The following is a 17,903-nucleotide window of genomic DNA, read 5'->3' as shown; positions in this document are numbered from 1 at the left end:
ATTATGACGTACTGACCTGGAACGCCTCCCTTCAAGAAGAGAGGAATGCGTTCTCGCAAGCCCCGCATGATTCTAGCGATATTTCATCCGGACGTATGCTTTGTTTCAACTTTTCGCGTTTCTGTAACAACACACTGCTTATGCTGAGTACCCAATCTTCAATATCAAGTCTTGCCAGCGATTGCAGTCGCCGCGGGTGCTTTTGCAGCACTGATCACCATGATCCTTTGCACCAAGCAGAATACAAACAACAAGCTGCCTATGACGATCTTGGTCCACCATGAGCTTAGTGTGCCGTCAAAGGCAATCAGGGTTTGTATGGTGCCCAATACCAGCACGCCGGTCAGCGCACCGGCCACATAACCGACACCACCGGTCAGCAGGGTGCCGCCGATGACCACGGCAGCGATGGCGTCCAGCTCTGTACCCTGTGCATGCAGACCATAGCCGGATAACATGTAAAACGAAAACAATAATCCAGCCAGCGCCGCACAAAAGCCACTGAATGCATAAATCATGATCTTGGTCCGGGCAACCGGCAAGCCCATCATCAAGGCGCTTTGTTCATTCCCACCTATGGCATATACCGCACGCCCAAATTCACTATAGTGCGCCAGATAAATCGCCAGGCCCAGCATCAGCAAGGCAATCACCACACCCGGCGAAACAAAGACATCAAGAAACGCCAACTGGCTTTGCGACATGCTGACAAACCACGGATCATCAATGGTGATGGAATTGATACTGATCAGATAGCACAAACCACGCGCCAGGAACATGCCAGCCAGGGTGACGATAAATGCCTGCAGTTTAAAGAAATGAATCATGGCCCCCATTACGGCACCAAACAGGCTGCCCAGCAGCAATACCAACGGCACCACTACAATGGGTGGCCAGTGCCACATCTGCAGCATCCAGGCCGTGATCATGGTGCTCAGGGCCAGTACCGACCCTACCGACAGATCGATACCGCCCGACAAAATGACAAAACTCATACCGATGGCGATCACCAGCAAGAAGGCATTATCGATGAGCAGGTTGCAGATCACCTGCAAGGACAAAAACCCGGGATAAGCCACTCCCCCCAGCACCAGCATCAGCAATAACAGGCCCACTGTCACCAGCGAGATGAAATACGCGCCCTGCGTGAGCCTGCGCAAAGTTTGGAAAAAAGGATTCATGTCGGGGAAGTCGTATTGTGCTTGGAAGGACGTTTGACGCGTGCCACGGCACGTTGCCAAATGACTTTGAATTCGGCGGATTGCGACAGGCACACCATGAATACGACGATGGATTTGACCACCATATTCACCTCTGGCGGCACGCCCATGGCATAAATCGTATACGTCAGCGTCTGTATGATGAGTGCACCGATCACGCTGCCTATCAGGCTGAACTTGCCGCCATTCAGCGACGTACCGCCCAGCGTCACCGCCAGAATGGCATCCAGTTCCAGCAAGAGTCCGGCATTATTTGCGTCAGCACTTTTGATATTGGCGCTGATCATCAAACCGGCAACACCGGCGCACAGGCTGCAAAACAGGTAGACGAAAAATATCAGCGCAGCAGTTCTGATGCCGGCCAGCCTGGCAGCCACCGGGTTGATACCGATAGCCTGTATAAACAGGCCCAGTGCTGTTTTGCGCATGATCAGCGCAGTCAGCAAAAACACCAATGCGACTATCGTCAATGAAAAAGGCAACCCAAACAAATAGCCGCTGCCTATGAAAAAATAAGGCTGGTAATACACAGTAACGATTTGCCCATCTGTCAGCAACTGCGCCAACCCACGCCCTGCCACCATCAGTATCAGCGTCGCCACGATAGGTTGCAGGCCCAGCAAAGCCACCAGCGCGCCATTCCATACGCCACACAGCACCGCAGCACCCAGGGCTGCACACAAGGCCCACACCATGGGCGTGTTACTGACATATTCGGGCGTGCCGTTTTTCATGCTCAGCGTACCGCCTATCAGCATGGCAGCAACCGTACCAGACAGCGCCACCACGGCACCGACAGAGATATCAATACCACGGGTAGCAATCACCAATGTCATGCCCACCGCCGTCAACATCAATGGTGCGGCACGGTTCAGGATATCAATCACGCTGCCATACAGATGGCCGTCTTGCAGCCTCAAATGAAAGAAACCGGGAATCAACAGCAAATCAATGATGCACAGCACCAGCAATGCCAGTATGGGGCGGGACAAGGGATGCTGCAGCAAGATGGATAATCTGTTTTTCATGGACAAGGTCGGTACAGGACTGGATAGCGTTGGTGCAACTTGTGCTGGTGGTACAGACGGCACATCGGGTACATCGGCTTTCGCTGACATCGTCATCACGCGCCCCCTGCTATGACTTCCAGAACGGATGTTTCATCCAGTTCACCTCTTGCATATTCGCCGCAAATCTTGCGGTCACGCAGGACCAGCATGCGGTCGCTGCAACGCAAGACTTCCGGTAACTCGGACGAAATAAACAAGACTGCCAGGCCCTTGCGGCACAGGGTGGAGACGAAATCCATGATTTCCTGCTTGGCTTTTACATCTATGCCACGGGTAGGCTCATCCAGTATCAGCAAACCTGGCGATGTCAACAGCCAGCGCGCCAGCAAGACCTTTTGCTGGTTACCACCAGACAGCGTGCCTATCGGGGTATCGATATCGGCGGTTTTAATGCCCAGGCTTTGCACATATTCCAGCGCCAGCGCCTGCTGCTCTTTCATAGGCATGGCACGTAAAATACCGGTCCTGGCCTGCAAGGCCAGCATCATGTTTTCACGCACGGACAAAGACAATATCGCGCCTTCATGTTTGCGGTCTTCAGAGCAGAAAGCAATACCGGCAGCAATCGCATCCCTGGGAGATGAAAAATGCTGGTCCTTACCGCCGATACGGATATGACCGCTATCAGCCTTATCGGCACCAAACAGCAGGCGCGCCGCCTCGGTACGGCCAGCACCCAGCAATCCACAAAAACCGAGTATCTGACCGGCATTAATTTTTAAATCCATGGGCAGGATGGCCCCCTTGCGTCCCAGGCCATGCGCTTCCAGAAAAGTGACTGCTTCATTGCTTGCGGATGTCGTTCTGCTTGCGTCATCCATGCTGGATTGCAACTGCTCGGCTTCGTCCGGTGCACCTATCATTTTATTCACCAGTGCCAGCCGCGACAGATCCTGGCACAGGTATTCACCTTCCAGCATGCCATTACGCAGCACGGTAATGCGATCAGAAATCGCATAGGTCTGCTCTAAAAAGTGGGTAACAAACAGGATGGCCAAACCCTGTTCACGCAAGCGCTTCAACACGCTGAACAGTAACTGCACTTCAGCTTCGTCCAGGCTGGAAGTTGGCTCATCCAGTATCAAGACCCTGGCCGACACACTGATAGCCCGCGATATCGCCACCATTTGCTGTATCGCCAGGGAATAATGTGCCAGCGGTGCTGTCACATCGATATCAATATGCAATTGCGCCAGTATGGCTGCCGCCTGCTGGCGCATGCCGCGCCAGTCTATGCGGCCAAAACGTTTGGGATAGCGACCAATGAAAATATTTTCAGCGACCGACAGATTGGTACACAGGTTCACTTCCTGATAGACGGTACTGATACCCAGGTCTTGCGCGTCTGAGGTCGATTGCGGCTGCACCGCCTTGCCATCCAGCAAAATGCTGCCGCCATCTGGTGTATAGACACCGGTCAGCACCTTGATCAGGCTGGATTTTCCGGCACCGTTCTGGCCCATCAGGGTATGTACTTCACCGGCAAACAGGCGCAAGCCAGCCTGGCTCAGCGCTTTCACGCCGGGGAAACTCTTGTCTATACCACGCAGTTCCAGCACAGGCGTGGCAGATGCTCCGTTATCGGATACGCTCATAATCATCAACAGGTTGGGGTACTGCAAAGGCCGTACTGTCTCCTGTCCTGCTAACCTAAGTCAGGTATACAGCGGGCAGGCAACGCTGGAAGGCGGAAAATATCCCCTCCCCGCGCATTTTCAGCAATGGCCTGCAGGCTTCAGTATTTGCGATTTGGGAATTCTTTGGCCGCAACTTCAGCCGGGAATACGCCTTCTTCTGTCGTAATCCGCTTGGGTACCGGCTTACCCGCCAGCACATCGCGCGCCACCTGCATCAGTTGCGGGCCCAGCAAAGGGCTGCATTCCACCGTGACATTGAGCTTACCAGCGATCATGGCTTCGAAAGCACCTTTCACACCATCAATCGAAATAATGATTATGTCGGTACCCGGCTTCAGGCCAGCTTCTTCTATCGCCTGTATGGCACCGATCGCCATATCATCATTGTGCGCATACACCACATTGATGTTCTTGCCCTGGGATTTAAGGAAGGCTTCCATCACTTCCTTACCCTTGGCACGGGTAAAGTCACCGGTCTGGGAACGGATAATTTTCAATTTAGCATTGCCAGCTATGGCCTGTTCAAAGCCATTCTTGCGGTCTATCGCCGGGGCAGAACCCACGGTACCCTGAAGTTCAACGATATTCAGGCTGCGGTCTGGGGTTTTCTTGGCCCGTTCCAGCAACCAGCGACCAGCACGACGGCCCTCTTCAACAAAATCGGAACCGATAAAGGTCACATACAGCGAAGTATCGGTGACGTTAACAGCCCTGTCAGTCAGAATAACCGGTATTTTTGCAGCCTTGGCTTCACGCAGGACAGTATCCCAGCCGGTTTCGACCACGGGTGAAAAAGCGATTACATCCACTTTTTGAGCGATAAAGGAACGGATGGCCTTGACCTGGTTTTCCTGTTTTTGCTGGGCATCAGCAAATTTCAGGTTGACCCCTTCTTTTTTGGCTGCATCCTTGATGGACAGGGTATTGGCGGTACGCCATTCACTCTCGGCACCCACTTGCGAAAAACCCATCACGATAGGTTTGGCTGCCAGGGCAGACACGCTACCCAATCCGGCTATGGTGATAATGGCAAGCTGAATTGCATTGCCCACGAACGATCTACGGCTGAATGTCATGCTGGTCTCCTGAGTATTAGTTGTACCCTGCTATGTGCCCTGCTGTGTTTGAATGCATGAATGCATGGCTACAGATTCAACGGGCCTATCTTATCTGCGTAGTATAAAAGAAACAGGTATAGCCATCCAATGACTTATTTCTGGGTTGCGATACCGTTTTTGATATCCCCAAAAAAAAATCCAGTACATGGCTGAAACTACCTCAAAAATAACACGAGGCAATCATAGACGCATTAAAGGGACGCAGGCTGACAAGCATTATTGACAGCCCCATTCATCATTCACTCTTACAGAACGCCCAACTCACCCAGTATTTTCTCTTTCAATTCCTGCAATACAGGGTTCGACAGCTTGCGCGGATGGGGAAATGGTACGTCGAAACTCGCCTGTATCACGGTCGGGCGTGGAGACAGCACCAGTATCCTGTCGGCCATGAACAGGGCTTCTTCTACATCATGCGTGATCAGTAACACCGTATGGCGCTCTTCCGTCAGGATACGTAATAGCTCAGTACGCATGCGCAGATTCATTAAAGCATCGAGTGCCGAAAATGGTTCATCCATGTACAAAATTTCTGGTTTGACCACCAAGGCGCGCGCCAACTCTACGCGCTTGATCATGCCACCGGAAAGTTCGTGCGGGTAACTCTTTTCAAATCCTTTCAGACCAACCATCGCGGTATAGTGATCAGCCAATGCGGCCTTATCGCCAAGGCCATTACCATTTAAGCCGAACATCAGATTTTGTTGCACCGTCATCCATGGAAACACCGAGCCATGCTGCGAAATAACAATACCTTTTGGGCTTGGACCATGGCGTTCTGCACCATCTATGCTGACGCTGCCGGAATCAGGTTTTTCAAAACCTGAAATAATTTTCATCAGCGTCGATTTACCGCAACCGGAAGGCCCGACGATGGCAACAAATTCACCATCGGCGACATTCAGACTGACACCGCCCACCACAGGCAAATTAAGTTTTCCCGACGTAAAACTTTTTTTGACATCCTTGACGACGATCTTACCGTCCATAACGCCACCTGACTGATTTAAGACTTTCCAGAAAGCGCATCAAGCCATCTAACACCAGGCCGATAACACCAATAATCAACATGCCCGCGATCACCAGGTCGTAGCGATTGCCTGCATTGCGTGAATCCATAATCAGGTAACCAAGACCCGAGCGCAAAGCGATCATTTCTGCCGCCACGACCACCAACCAGGCAACACCCAGCGCAATGCGCATACCAACGATAATTTCTGGCAGCACGGCGGGAATGATGATTTGACGGAATAGCGTAGATCGCGAGACGCCAAAATTTTCAGCAGCGCGCAGATAGCGTTTTTCTATGGTATGAACGCCTGAAGCGGTCTGCACTATCATGGGAAATACCGAGGCAAGAAAGATCAGGAAAATCGGTGACACATTACCCACGCCAAACCAAAGTATCGCCAGCGGTATCCAGGCTATCGGCGAGATGGGACGCATGATCTGAAACAAGGGATTGAGGGTGCGGTAAGCACCTTCCACGCGCCCCATCCACAAGCCCAAAGGCAGTGCAACCAGACTCGCCAGCAAAAAACCCGCGCCCACCCGCAACAGGGAAGCGACGATATGCTCCCACAGCGTGCCGTCTGCCGCCAGTTCCAATGTGCCTGTGATTACCTGCAAAGGCGTAGGGAAGATCACGCTTTCAGACTGCACTACCACTACCCACCAGAGCGCAATCAGGCTCGCGATCAGGGCTAATGGTGCCAATATTTTCTTGAGTTTTTCCATAGGGGTTTTTCAGTTTCTACGACAGATTTCTCGATAGTATGCTGGTGTTGAACTTGTTCCAATACCATTGCAGGCGCCAGCGCAAGCGTGTCCAACCTTGCTCTGGCATCGCTGTAACGATGATACTCATTTGCCCGCTGGCGTGCGCCGAACACTCAAACTGGTAATCCGACGCCAGCGCAAACGGCAGTCGAAAACTCTGTCCCGGCATGATCAGCACAGGGCCAAAAATTTGTGGCACATCATCCAGATTTTTCAGCAAGAGCACATCGTTCACACCTAAGGTCAGATACACTTTGGCGGGCAATATGTCCACCTTGTCGCCCGCCATACGGCGCGCCCAGGTTCCCTTGGGTATCGCAAAAAGTTCATCACGCGTGGAAGATTGAATAGTTGCAAATGCGCCCCAGCCCACCGCACTGCAAACCATCATGAGTAAAAACAGCACAAGCCAGAAGCGCCACTGGTGGAGTAATTTCATAGTCGGCACCGGGCTATTTCTTTTGCGCGCTCAACAAAACACGCACGTCGTGCGCGACGTCGTCGACACTACTGCCAAACGGCATCATACTGCGCAGGCTACCTTGCCTGTCTATCAGATATAAGTATGACGAGTGCGACATGGTGTAGGCAGTTTTACTTCCTGGCACCATGTTTTTACTGGCGCTGATGCCATAATCTTTACGTACCCGCGCTAACTGTTCAGGGCTGCCGGTAGCACCAACAAAGCTGGGATCAAATGCGGCCAGGTACGGCTTCAGGATAGCGACAGTATCGCGTTCAGGATCAACCGTCACATATACAATCTGTACATCGGCCGCCAATGTGCCAAGTTTTTTGCGCACCTGCGCCAGCATAGCCAATGAGGTAGGGCAAACGTCAAAACAAGAGGTATAACCAAACTCAAGCACGACCAGCTTGCCGCGATAGCGACTCAGCTTAAGTTCCGTGCCATCTGATCCGCGCAAAGAAAAATCGGGGGCGACGCGTGGCGGATCAAATGCCCCACCCTTTAGGGTGGCATCTTCTGCGGCATTCGCCATATCAATACTGCTGGAAAACAGAAGGAAAAACAGGGCGAAAAATGCTGCTTTCAATTGATCATCCTTAATGATGCAAAGCTTGCGATGGCAGAACTTAGTCAGCTCTGTATCAATTCTTGTTCAATTTTTTAGCCCATACTTAAAGCGTAATTACGACAGGCTTGATGTTCTTGACGAAACTTTCGTCAACATAAGATTCGTAGGCAATCGGGCGCTTGATGGTACTGGCTTCGAGCGAGAGCTTCATCAGATCATCGAACTCTGCCTTGATCATGCGCAGATCGCCGTAGGTCACGCGGTCGGCCGGGTTTTCCATCACGAAGCGGATGATATTCGGATCTTGATTGAAGAATTTTCGCCCGGCGGCAATCGCCACCGCCTTGTTGCGGCTGACTGGCCCGGTGTCTAGCCAGGTACCGGCGGCCTGTACGTAATTCACCAGTTCTTGCACCAGCGGACGGTTTTCTTTAATCAGCTCTTCACGTACTGTCAGTACACAACAAATATAGTTACGCCATTCGTCGCGCGTCATCGCCAGCGGCCGGGCATAACCTGCCCTTTGTGCAGCAGCACCGAAGGGCTCGCCGGTACAATACGCATCCACCGCTTTGGCATACAGGGCGGCTGGCATGTCGGGCGGTGCCATCTCCACAATCTCGATGTCTTTGGGCGTCATGCCATCACGCGCCAGCATCTTGCGCAGGAATAAAAAATCGACGGCGAAGCGACTAGGGATGGCAATACGCTTGCCTTTAAGATCAGAAAAACGTTTATGTGCAGAGTCGGTACGCACCATGATCACGGCACCGGAGCGATGGCCCAGCGAGACAATCTTCAGCGGTATTTTCTTGTCGACCAGATCCATCACCAGCGGTGCCAGCATATACGCTGCCTGTATCCGCCCTGTCATCAGGGATTCTTTAATTTCTGGCCAGCCACTATATTTGCTGTATTCGAACTCAAACAAGGGGCCGCCCGCTTTGCCGCCACTAGTGTTATTGGTCGCGTTGGCCACGCAAGCGATAGGCAAGGTCAAATTACAGGTGACAGGCAAGCCACCCACTACGATGGATTTGCTGGCAGCAGACGCAAGCTGCGGAGCGGCCAAAGGTAAGGCAGAAGCCAAGCCCGCACCAAGCAGTTGCCTGCGCCGGAGAGCGTGCGAAGTCAATCTATTTTCCTGAGGCATTTTTTCTACCTTCCTTGACATGCCGGTCTGACAGCGATGTGAATATGCTTCTATTTCGGAAGGAAACAGTCTACATAAGAAGCATGATTATATAGCAAGTGCCCCTTTCACCTGGCAGATTTTGCGTGGATTCCGCCGTATCAATAACGGCGTCAAACTTTCAGAATATTGGTAATTCAGATACTTATTTTGAAATAATTGATCCACAGCATAACAGGCGATTCCGCAGCCTGTTTTCGATACAGGCAAGAACCCGGTGGTGATTGGTTTGGTTTATTTTTGGCGCAACACCAGTGCGTGTTGACCTGGTGAGCGCCTGATGTGAAAACGTGGAAACACTACTGACCAGGAATACCGTGCAAGAAGTGTTCTCGACAATCCCGACATCAAGACTTCGCCTGCCATGGCTACCAGTGCATTTTTTCCTTGAGAAATGCGCTTAACTTGTCGGCATTGCGAATGTGCTGCGCTACGCGTGGATGGGCAGCGTAGCCAGTAAATTCGAAGAATATGGTATCTATCCTTTCTTCCGGATTGGCCTGTTTGAGACGGGCCACAGCACTGCTGACGTAGCCTGGCCATTTCGAGCCTGGCCTCATCGCATCCATGCTACCCAGTGCACACACGAAATAGGCAGATGGATAAATGGCCCGAATGGTCTTCACAAAATTCACATACGCCTGCACCCGTTGCTCATCATCAGGTTCCGGCTGCAAGCGATGTTCACGATCGATCAGCCAGGCGTCATTCTGGAACAGATTGATGACGACGACATCGGGCGTCCAGAGTGAAAAATCCCAGCGGCTATCATTTTTTCCTACCGCACTGAGCTGCTTGTAAAACTGCGGCATGGTGAATGGAAACCAGCTGATCATCAAGCCTATGCCACTTTGGGAAGTCACGTGCAATTCCGCATTTACATTACGTGCCGTAATAGCGTCATAGGTCATGAAGTTATTTTTGTCTTTGGGGAAATGGTCGGGGCCATTGTCGGGTGCTTCATTGCCAGCCCCACTAGTTATGGAGTCGCCAAAAAATTCTATGCGCCGTGTTGGCCGCGTTGGTGGCGTCAACAGTGTCTCAGAATCGGCTAATTCCAAACCCTTGAATGCCGTGGCACCTTCTTCCCCTTCAGTACGTTTAGTCAGCAGAAACTTATGCTGACCATTCTTTAAGTTGGTAGTGATGACATATTTTCGCTCCCCTTGTTGAGTCTGGATAATCAGGGGATGGACATAGTCATCGTCAATAAAGACATTGAAATAATTATGACCAAACTGGTCATCGAGCGTCACGGCGACCGATGGGCCGGTAAAGTTGGCGGCAATGCTGGTGCCTGGCCAGCTAAGTTGCGGTGCCTGGCGGTTGCTGAAATCGACTCGCCCTGTATATTGCAGCTTGGGATCTGAGGCGGGAATGAAGGTACCAGCCCACACAGCGGGTGCATTCAGTGCGCCAAGAAAAAACAGCGATGCGATTTTCAGTACAGGCAGTAATTTCATATAAGTCCGTTTTGCATTTTATTGGAGCGGTTTTAGGGCCTAGGCACAACCGAGAAATTTTATATCACAATTTTCAATAAATTTTATGAAAATATTATTTACGCAAAAGTCGCAAGCCGTACAAACCACCTGCAATCGACCCTGGCTGCGCGACAAAACGTACTGTCAGCTTGCCTGCTGACTTGGCCACGATATCAGCCGCAATTGGTATGTCCAGATCATAAACATCTTCGGCATGGTCGGCAGTGAGCACCAATGTCTTGAGCAAATGGTCGTTGATATAAATATCAAATTTGCGCCCGGCATCGGTCCTGGCGAAACTGAGGCGCAAGCTGCCTGCCTTGCCGTCCTTGTCATTCAATTCGTAACTGAACCAGCCGCTGGCATGACGCCAGTGCCGTCCCAGATGAATACCGGCATCAGCGCCCTCAGCTTTAAAGAAATGATCAGATTCAGGTTGTTGCTCACCCGGTGCGACCTGGTCTATGGTCTGCGCATCCAGTGCCAGGCGTCCGGCTTCGGCTGCTGCAGCTTCTGAGCGGCGGTTAGCAAAGTTCTCTACACTGGTTTGTGGCCAGTAAATCGTGTATCGCGCTTCGTGCAGGCGGAAGAAGGGAAGCAGTGTGACATCTTGCACACCCTGCACACCCCGCGCACCCTCCTCACCTTGCCCGGGCATCATCACCGGCGCCGTAAATTGCAAGGGCTTGCCTTTGATTGGCTTGATCTTGCGCATGAAATTATCCACGTCGTCCACCAGCACAGGTGCGGCTTCCAACGGACATACCGGTCCTTTCGCAATATGCCCCATGCGGCTATCGTCAGCGAAGAAATTCAGGTTTTCATTGGCAAACAGACTGGTTTTTGCAGCAAGTACAATGGGGCCATGCAGAATTGCATAATAATTGCTGGCATCAGGCATGCGTTCCAGCGTAGTGGTCATGGGCAGGCTGATATCGACCTGGTCACCTTTTTTCCATGTCCGCCTGATATCGATATAGCTGCCCGGTGCGGCAGTGACCCTGACCGGCAGATGATTGACGCGCAATTCCAGCTTGCCCGCGACCACCCATGCCGGGTAGCGGATTTTCAGCGTGAAGTCCTGCCCCTTCTGGATGACAATGCGCGTGCGCCCCTGATCCGGGAAGTCTGTGCTTTGCGTCAGTTCCACCTTCTTTTCACGCCAGTTCAATGTTGAAGGAATAAACAGATTGACATACAGGCTGTCGGCATCATGGGCATAAATAAATTCGCCATACTTGGCATGACTTTCTATGCCGGACCCCACGCAACACCACATCGCCTGGTCTACCTGTGAATACACGCGGTAATGATTGGGGCGCATGGGCGTGAAATACACCAGCCCACCCGTATCCGGATGCTGTGATGACAGGATATGGTTATACAGCGCACGCTCGTAATAATCGCTGTAACTGGCTTTCGGGTCACTCAAGAACAAGAGCTCAGTCAGTTTCAGCATATTGTAGGTGTTACAGGTTTCCGGCCCTTCCACTTCATTGATCATGGACGAGAAATTCTTATCGTCATGAAAATGTTCCTTGACGCTGTTGCCACCTATGGCCACCGTGCGATGGTCATGTACCACCTGCCAGAAAAATGCTGCTGCCTGTTGCCAGTCTTGTTGCCCGCTTAAGTCACCTATACGTTTGAAACCGATGACTTTGGGGATTTGGGTATTCGCATGCAGGCCATTGAGTTTATCTTCCTTGCGCAGCAAAGGCTGCAAAATCGCCTGATGTGAAAAACGTATTGCCAGGTCCAGGTATTTCTTGTCGCCGGTCATTTCTGCCACATCGGCAAACACTTCATTCATGCCGCCATGTTCGCTGCGCAACATGGTTTGCATTTGCTCCTGGTCAAGGTGCGTGGCAAGCTGGCCTGCCCAGTCGGCCAGTGCGATCAGCATCTGGCGCGCATCCTGATTACCGGCATAGCGATAGGCATCACGTAAACCGGCATAGGTTTTATGCAGGTTGTACCAGGGCACCCACTTACCATTGACCGAAAAATTATCCGCCTTCAGCTTGCCATTTGCGATGGCTTGCCACGCGTCTGCCCCACCGGGAATACCGCCCAGATACCCTGTCTGTTGCGCTTGCTGGCATTTTTTTAGTTCTGCGACAAAATAACTCAGCCGCTCAAGCACCTGTGTGTCGCCAGTGGACGCATACATCAGCGCCAGGGCAGATAAATAGTGCCCGCCCATATGCCCGTCCAGTCCGCTGGATTCCCAGTTGCCATAGCTGGTAACCGGCACCGGCAAACCGGCTTCGCGCCGGAAAGGTGCCAGCAGTTTATCCGGGTCCAGTGCCATCAGATAATGCAGATTATTGGTTTGCGCCTTTAGAAAGGGGCTCGCCGTCAGCCGCACATCGGCCAGGGGGAACAACTGTGCAGCCGATACCCAGCCAGACGCCAGCATCAACGACACGGTAAAACGTGCTGCTAACGTCGATACAGGCTTCCTGTGCATCCACCTAGCGAACAACTTGTCGAATCCGGGAATATTCATATTATTTGGCAGGCAGCAGCACGCTGCGATAAGTGTTGAGCTGGCCTGCATCCACCACCGGCCATAAGTCGGCATCCCATTGTATGTCGAGAATTTTCAGTTTTTGTAGGTAGTTGTCGGCTGTTTCATAGGCGTGCAATACCAGGTAATCCTTGCCATCCATGTGATAGGCGCTATTGTGTCCCAATGCCTTCCATTCCTGATTGCCGGCTAAAAACAGGGAACCACCGCCTTTCGCCATATCCTTGCCAGCCTTGTCCAGATAGGGTCCGGTCACGGTTTTGGAACGTCCAACGACCAGGTGGTAAGTGCTTTTTTCTTTTTGACAGCACAGCCCCCAAGAGACGAACAGGTAATAATAATCGCCTCTCTTGAAAATGAAGGGGGCTTCTATTTCTGCCGGCCCACCCGATCCATCCGGGGTCAACGCCGACCTGGCGCGCTGCGCAATCGCATGCCATTCTTGTGGTTCTGCCAAACCTGTCCATGCCTGGTTCAGTTTCACCAGCTTGATGCCTGACCAGAATGAACCAAAAGCCATCCAGGCCTGCCCCTTGTCATCGGTAACAATATTCGGGTCGATGGCATTCCATAAATCACGTCCGGGTATGGACTGCAGGATCATGCCCTGGTCTTCCCAGTGATAGTCTGGCGAGCGCGGATTCAGTGTCTGGTTAACCGTAACACCAATGCCAGACGTCATTTGGCCAAAACTGGATACAGAATAATACAGATAGTATTTCCCATCATGAAACTGGATATCTGGTGCCCAAATAAAACCTCTGAAGCCGGGTGCTGCCTTGCGTGCCCAGACAGGCTCGCCAGCAAAAATCCGCCCCTCGGGACGCCAGTCCTGCATGTTGGTGGAACTATAAAAACTGATTCCATGCCCGGTCCCAAACAGATAGTAAATCCCTGCCTCTTTGGCCATAACCGGGTCATGCACAGACACTTCGGCGGCCATCAGTTGCAAATGCACCGACAGAAAAAATACAGCCAGCACACCGGCGATGAGCCTTAGCTGATAATCGGACCAATAGCCGGACCAATAGCCAGACCAATAACCGGGGCGCTTCATGGTATTCCTGCCTGTGGACATTTTTAGCCCTTGCATCCAAGTCTGGCAACAATCATCTGGCAAATCATTGCCAGATGATTGACACTGCCATTATTCAAGCGTCACGACAACCACCGCTTTGGCAGGGATATTCAAGGTCAGCTTACCCGCCTTGGCACTGGCATTAAAGCTGGCAGGTTGTACCGCCTGTGGTTGCGCAAAGGTATTGTGCGCATCCATGGCCTTGGCCGTCAATATGCGCCCTTTGGCAGCGCTCAGCTTTTCACCAGCGACATTAATGTCAACACTGACATCCTTGTTGGGATTGGTATTGACCAGGGACAGATACAACTTGCCATCCTGCCCACGCGCAGCAGACGCACTGACTTCGGGGATGCTGGTGCTGCCAAAACTGTATTCAGGGTTATTAGCAATCGTCAAAGGCAAAGCTGTCGCATTTTGAAACGGCACATACATTTCAAATGCATGATAGGTCGGCGTCAGCAACATCTTGTCTTTTTCGGTCAGTATCATGGCTTGCAGGACATTCACCATCTGGGCAATATTGGTCATGCGCACACGATCCGCATGGGCATGGAAGATATTGAAATTCAATGCCGCCACCACCGCATCGCGCAGACTGCTTTGCTGGTACAGAAAGCCAGGATTGGTGCCAGGTTCCACGTCATACCAGGTACCCCATTCATCGACATCGAAGGAAATCCTGTTCTTCGGATCGTTCTTTTCCAGCTTGGCGACGTTGTTCTTGATCATCGTATCCATACGTAAGGTGTTTTTCAGCGTGGATATCCATTGATCTTCGCCAAAGCCGATGGCGAGTCCTTTCTTTTCCCATTTACCGGTAGGCAGGGTGTAATAATGGAAACTGATGCCATCGACCCGCGTACGAATGTTTTTAGACAGGTAATCAGTCCAGGTAGTGTCGTCATCATGGCCACCGCTGGCGATGATTTTTGGCATGTAAGTCTTGGGGGCTTTCAGGAAACTGACGCTTTGATTGTACAGATTGGTGTAATACTCCGCTGTCATGTTGCCACCACAACCCCATGCTTCGTTACCGATCGCGAAGAAGTCAACCTTGAACGGCTTGTCATGCCCGTTTTTACGGCGCAGTTCTGCCAGTGTCGATTTGCCGTCGCCGGTCATGTATTCCAGCCATTCCGCCATTTCCTGCGCGGTGCCAGAACCCAGGTTGCCGTTGACATAGGAATCCGCACCCAGCAAGTCAACCAGATCAAAAAATTCATGGGTACCGACGGCATTGCGTTCTTCCACATTGCCCCAGTTGGTATTCATCTTGACCGGACGGCTTTCACGGGCACCGATGCCATCACGCCAGTGATATTCATCAGCAAAACAACCGCCTGGCCAGCGCACCAGCGGCACATGCATTTTCTTCAAGGCACCGATGACGTCATTGCGCCAGCCCTTGGTGTTAGGGATGGGGGATTCTGGCCCTACCCACATACCTTCATACACACCGGTGCCCAGATGTTCGGCAAACTGTCCGTAAATATTTTTGTTGATGACCGGCCCGTTTTTTTTTGCATCGATGCTGATACTGACTTCATTCGCCGCGTAAGCCGGGGCAGTGATCGCAGCAAAGGCAAGGACTGCCGCAGAAAATACGCCTGCTTTAAAACTGGTTTTCAATGTGTGCATTCTTGTCTCCTGGTTTTTATAAGAGGTACTGATTTATTCAAAAACTGCGACAAAGCCGCCTTGAGGCTTGATCGTGATTCGGGTTTCCTTCGCTGCCTGTACTGGTTGCTGCACAAACGCCCTGTTGCTGTCGCCATCGATCATCATTTGCGCTTTCTTGTCACCGATAAATGACAGATCCAGATTCAGTTGTTTATCGCTGCCAGTCGCATTGATGCCGGCCACATACCAGGCTTTGCCAGCACGACGGGCAATCACCACAAACTGGCCCGGGTAACCATCCACAAAACGGCTGTCATCCCATGACACTGGCAAGGTCTGCAAAAAGCTTTTGACATAAGCAGGTACCGTTGCCATGCCTTCGGGTATTTCAGCAAAGTGCTGGATGCCAGACAAAAACAGGACAGACTCCGCCAGTTCAAAACCGTTGCGGGTCTTGCGTTCTATCTTGGGAATATCGGCAAATACCATGGGGGTGAAATCCATGGGATCAAACAGATTACGGGTAAAGGGCAGCATGGCCGCATGGGTGGCAACGGCATCCTGGTCTTTTTGGTCGAATGTCGTAAATTCCAGCCCCCTGACGGCTTCCATACTCATCAGGTTGGGATAGGTGCGTGCCCAGCCGCGTGGCAAGGTCGCCCCATGGAAATTCACCAGCAAACCCGCATCTGCCGCATCTTTGAGAATAGCGATGTAATACGCAATCATGGACTGGCCATCACCGGCAAAGAAATCCACCTTGACACCCTTGACGCCGATGCCGCGCAAACGGGTAAATTCCTGCTTGCGCTGGGCAGCCGTCAGCAACTGCCCTTTGGGGCTGTATTTGGTCGTATTCCAGGCACCAGAAGAGTTATACCAGACCAGTACGCCGACATTCTTTGCTGCACCATATTCCACCAGTTGCCTGAGTTTTTCATAGCCTATTTTTTTATCCCAGTCGGCATCAATGAGCGTGTATTCCCAATGCATGTCGGCGGCATAATCAATAAATTTTTTCTGTACCTCAAACGTCGTAAAATCATCCTTGAGCAAAGCCCAGCTCCAGGATGCATGGCCAGGCTTGACGATACCGGCATCGACTTTAATGGCGGGTGCAGCCAGGTCAGAACCCAGGCTTGAATTCATGATATCAGGCAAACTGCCTATGCCGATAATGCGCCAGGGTGAACGCAAGCTATTGCTGCTTTCTGCCAACAATGCGCCAGCAGTCTTGCCGTCAGTGAAAACTTCTGCCGCCATGGGTGTGCCAAGCTGATAAACACCACCTGCCGATGCTGCCTGCAAACGCGATGCATGCCAGCTGCCATCCATATCCGCTTCGGTCAGCACTACCCAGTTATCGCCGCTATTGAACAAGGCAGGAAACACCCATCCCGCCCTGGATGGCGAGGTAGTTCCCACCGGGATATTCATCAAATAATGTTCTTCGTAAGATGGATTGGTATTACTCCAGCCGGTCTGTGCCACCGCAATAGGTTGCAGCCATGCCCTGGCTTTGTCATCGAAGGAAAATGCAGTCGCTTCCTTGATGAATTTCTTGAATTTGACTGCCGGGTCGCTGACGATATAACGGAAAGCCACACCGTCATTTGACACCCTGAACACCACATCCATTTTTTGATGACGGGCATTTTCCAGCGTCAGTACCTGCTCATTGGCAGCATAGTGATTGATGCGACGTTTACCCACCAGCATCTCATAGGTATCTGTCACCAGCTTGACAGAAGACGCCTGCTTCAGCTTCAACTGTTGCGTAAAATCGGCGGTATCCAGTTGCAGCCCCAGCGCAGACGGCAGGATCACGGTTTGCTTGTCACGCGTCACGCTGTACACCAGTTGCTGTTGCGCTGACAGTTCTACTGTCAATTGCAAGTGCTGGTCGGGGCTGGACAAGGTGCTTGCTGCTAAAGAGCTTGCCGCCAAACTGTTACCAGCCAACCAGCCAAACAGTACAACAAGGCTACATCTGATTATCATAGTCATTCCCATCTGAAGATAAGGCATGAGTTCACCCTGCCACCTGTTTTTCCACAGGCGGGACACGATGAATCGGAGACAACAGGTATTGCTAAACGCTGTAAAAACTTAGAACCAAGCCTTAGAACCAA

14 protein-coding genes are annotated in these 17,903 nt (G+C 51.7%); all 14 read right to left on the bottom strand.

What is annotated here, in order from left to right; translation table 11 throughout:
• Positions 1-164: 164 nt before the first annotated feature.
• The 14 genes from yjfF to ACO0K9_RS01175 all read right to left on the bottom strand — a co-directional run bounded on the left by yjfF (position 165) and on the right by ACO0K9_RS01175 (position 17,772).
• Complete coding sequence (yjfF, locus tag ACO0K9_RS01240; RefSeq protein WP_422980960.1) at positions 165-1,181, bottom strand: galactofuranose ABC transporter, permease protein YjfF; 1,017 nt, start codon at positions 1,179-1,181, stop codon at positions 165-167.
• Positions 1,178-2,248, bottom strand: a complete 1,071-nt coding sequence (locus ACO0K9_RS01235; RefSeq protein WP_422982486.1) for an ABC transporter permease — start codon at positions 2,246-2,248, stop codon at positions 1,178-1,180. Before ACO0K9_RS01235 ends, yjfF begins: the two co-directional genes overlap by 4 nt.
• 95 nt (positions 2,249-2,343) lie before the next feature.
• Positions 2,344-3,885 (bottom strand): sugar ABC transporter ATP-binding protein, encoded by a 1,542-nt coding sequence (locus ACO0K9_RS01230; RefSeq protein WP_422980958.1) that lies wholly within the window; start codon positions 3,883-3,885, stop codon positions 2,344-2,346.
• Between the two features lie 140 nt (positions 3,886-4,025).
• On the bottom strand, positions 4,026-5,003 hold the full coding sequence (locus ACO0K9_RS01225) for an ABC transporter substrate-binding protein (RefSeq protein ID WP_422980956.1): 978 nt from the start codon (positions 5,001-5,003) through the stop codon (positions 4,026-4,028).
• Positions 5,004-5,290: 287 nt separating this feature from the next.
• The gene (locus ACO0K9_RS01220) at positions 5,291-6,034 is read right to left on the bottom strand and encodes an ABC transporter ATP-binding protein (protein WP_422980954.1); all 744 of its coding nucleotides are present in this window, start codon (positions 6,032-6,034) and stop codon (positions 5,291-5,293) included.
• Positions 6,024-6,782, bottom strand: a complete 759-nt coding sequence (locus ACO0K9_RS01215; RefSeq protein WP_422980952.1) for an ABC transporter permease — start codon at positions 6,780-6,782, stop codon at positions 6,024-6,026. The genes ACO0K9_RS01220 and ACO0K9_RS01215 overlap by 11 nt, the downstream gene beginning before the upstream one ends.
• Before the next feature lie 16 nt (positions 6,783-6,798).
• Entirely contained in the window at positions 6,799-7,263 is a 465-nt protein-coding gene (locus ACO0K9_RS01210; RefSeq protein WP_422980950.1) for a cupredoxin domain-containing protein, read from the bottom strand.
• A 13-nt stretch (positions 7,264-7,276) separates the two neighbouring features.
• Positions 7,277-7,879, bottom strand: a complete 603-nt coding sequence (locus tag ACO0K9_RS01205) for an SCO family protein (RefSeq protein ID WP_422980948.1) — start codon at positions 7,877-7,879, stop codon at positions 7,277-7,279.
• A gap of 85 nt (positions 7,880-7,964) precedes the next feature.
• Entirely contained in the window at positions 7,965-9,014 is a 1,050-nt protein-coding gene (locus tag ACO0K9_RS01200) for an ABC transporter substrate-binding protein (protein ID WP_422980946.1), read from the bottom strand.
• 407 nt (positions 9,015-9,421) lie between these two features.
• A complete protein-coding gene (locus ACO0K9_RS01195; protein ID WP_422980944.1) occupies positions 9,422-10,516 on the bottom strand; it encodes an SGNH/GDSL hydrolase family protein in 1,095 nt (364 codons plus the stop codon).
• A gap of 94 nt (positions 10,517-10,610) precedes the next feature.
• Positions 10,611-13,049, bottom strand: coding sequence for a beta-L-arabinofuranosidase domain-containing protein (locus tag ACO0K9_RS01190; protein WP_422980942.1), 2,439 nt, complete (start codon positions 13,047-13,049; stop codon positions 10,611-10,613).
• 1 nt (position 13,050) lies between these two features.
• Positions 13,051-14,127, bottom strand: coding sequence for an arabinan endo-1,5-alpha-L-arabinosidase (locus tag ACO0K9_RS01185; RefSeq protein WP_422980940.1), 1,077 nt, complete (start codon positions 14,125-14,127; stop codon positions 13,051-13,053).
• A 90-nt stretch (positions 14,128-14,217) separates the two neighbouring features.
• Positions 14,218-15,789 (bottom strand): alpha-N-arabinofuranosidase, encoded by a 1,572-nt coding sequence (locus ACO0K9_RS01180; protein ID WP_422980938.1) that lies wholly within the window; start codon positions 15,787-15,789, stop codon positions 14,218-14,220.
• Positions 15,790-15,822: 33 nt separating this feature from the next.
• Positions 15,823-17,772, bottom strand: coding sequence for a glycoside hydrolase family 97 catalytic domain-containing protein (locus tag ACO0K9_RS01175; protein ID WP_422980936.1), 1,950 nt, complete (start codon positions 17,770-17,772; stop codon positions 15,823-15,825).
• Positions 17,773-17,903 lie beyond the last annotated feature (131 nt).

The sequence above is a fragment of the Undibacterium sp. Ji50W genome, assembly GCF_049340445.1.
Classification (GTDB): Bacteria; Pseudomonadota; Gammaproteobacteria; order Burkholderiales; family Burkholderiaceae_D; genus Undibacterium.
Note: the sequence above shows the minus strand (reverse complement) of the source record. Positions and strands in the feature narration are given on the sequence as shown.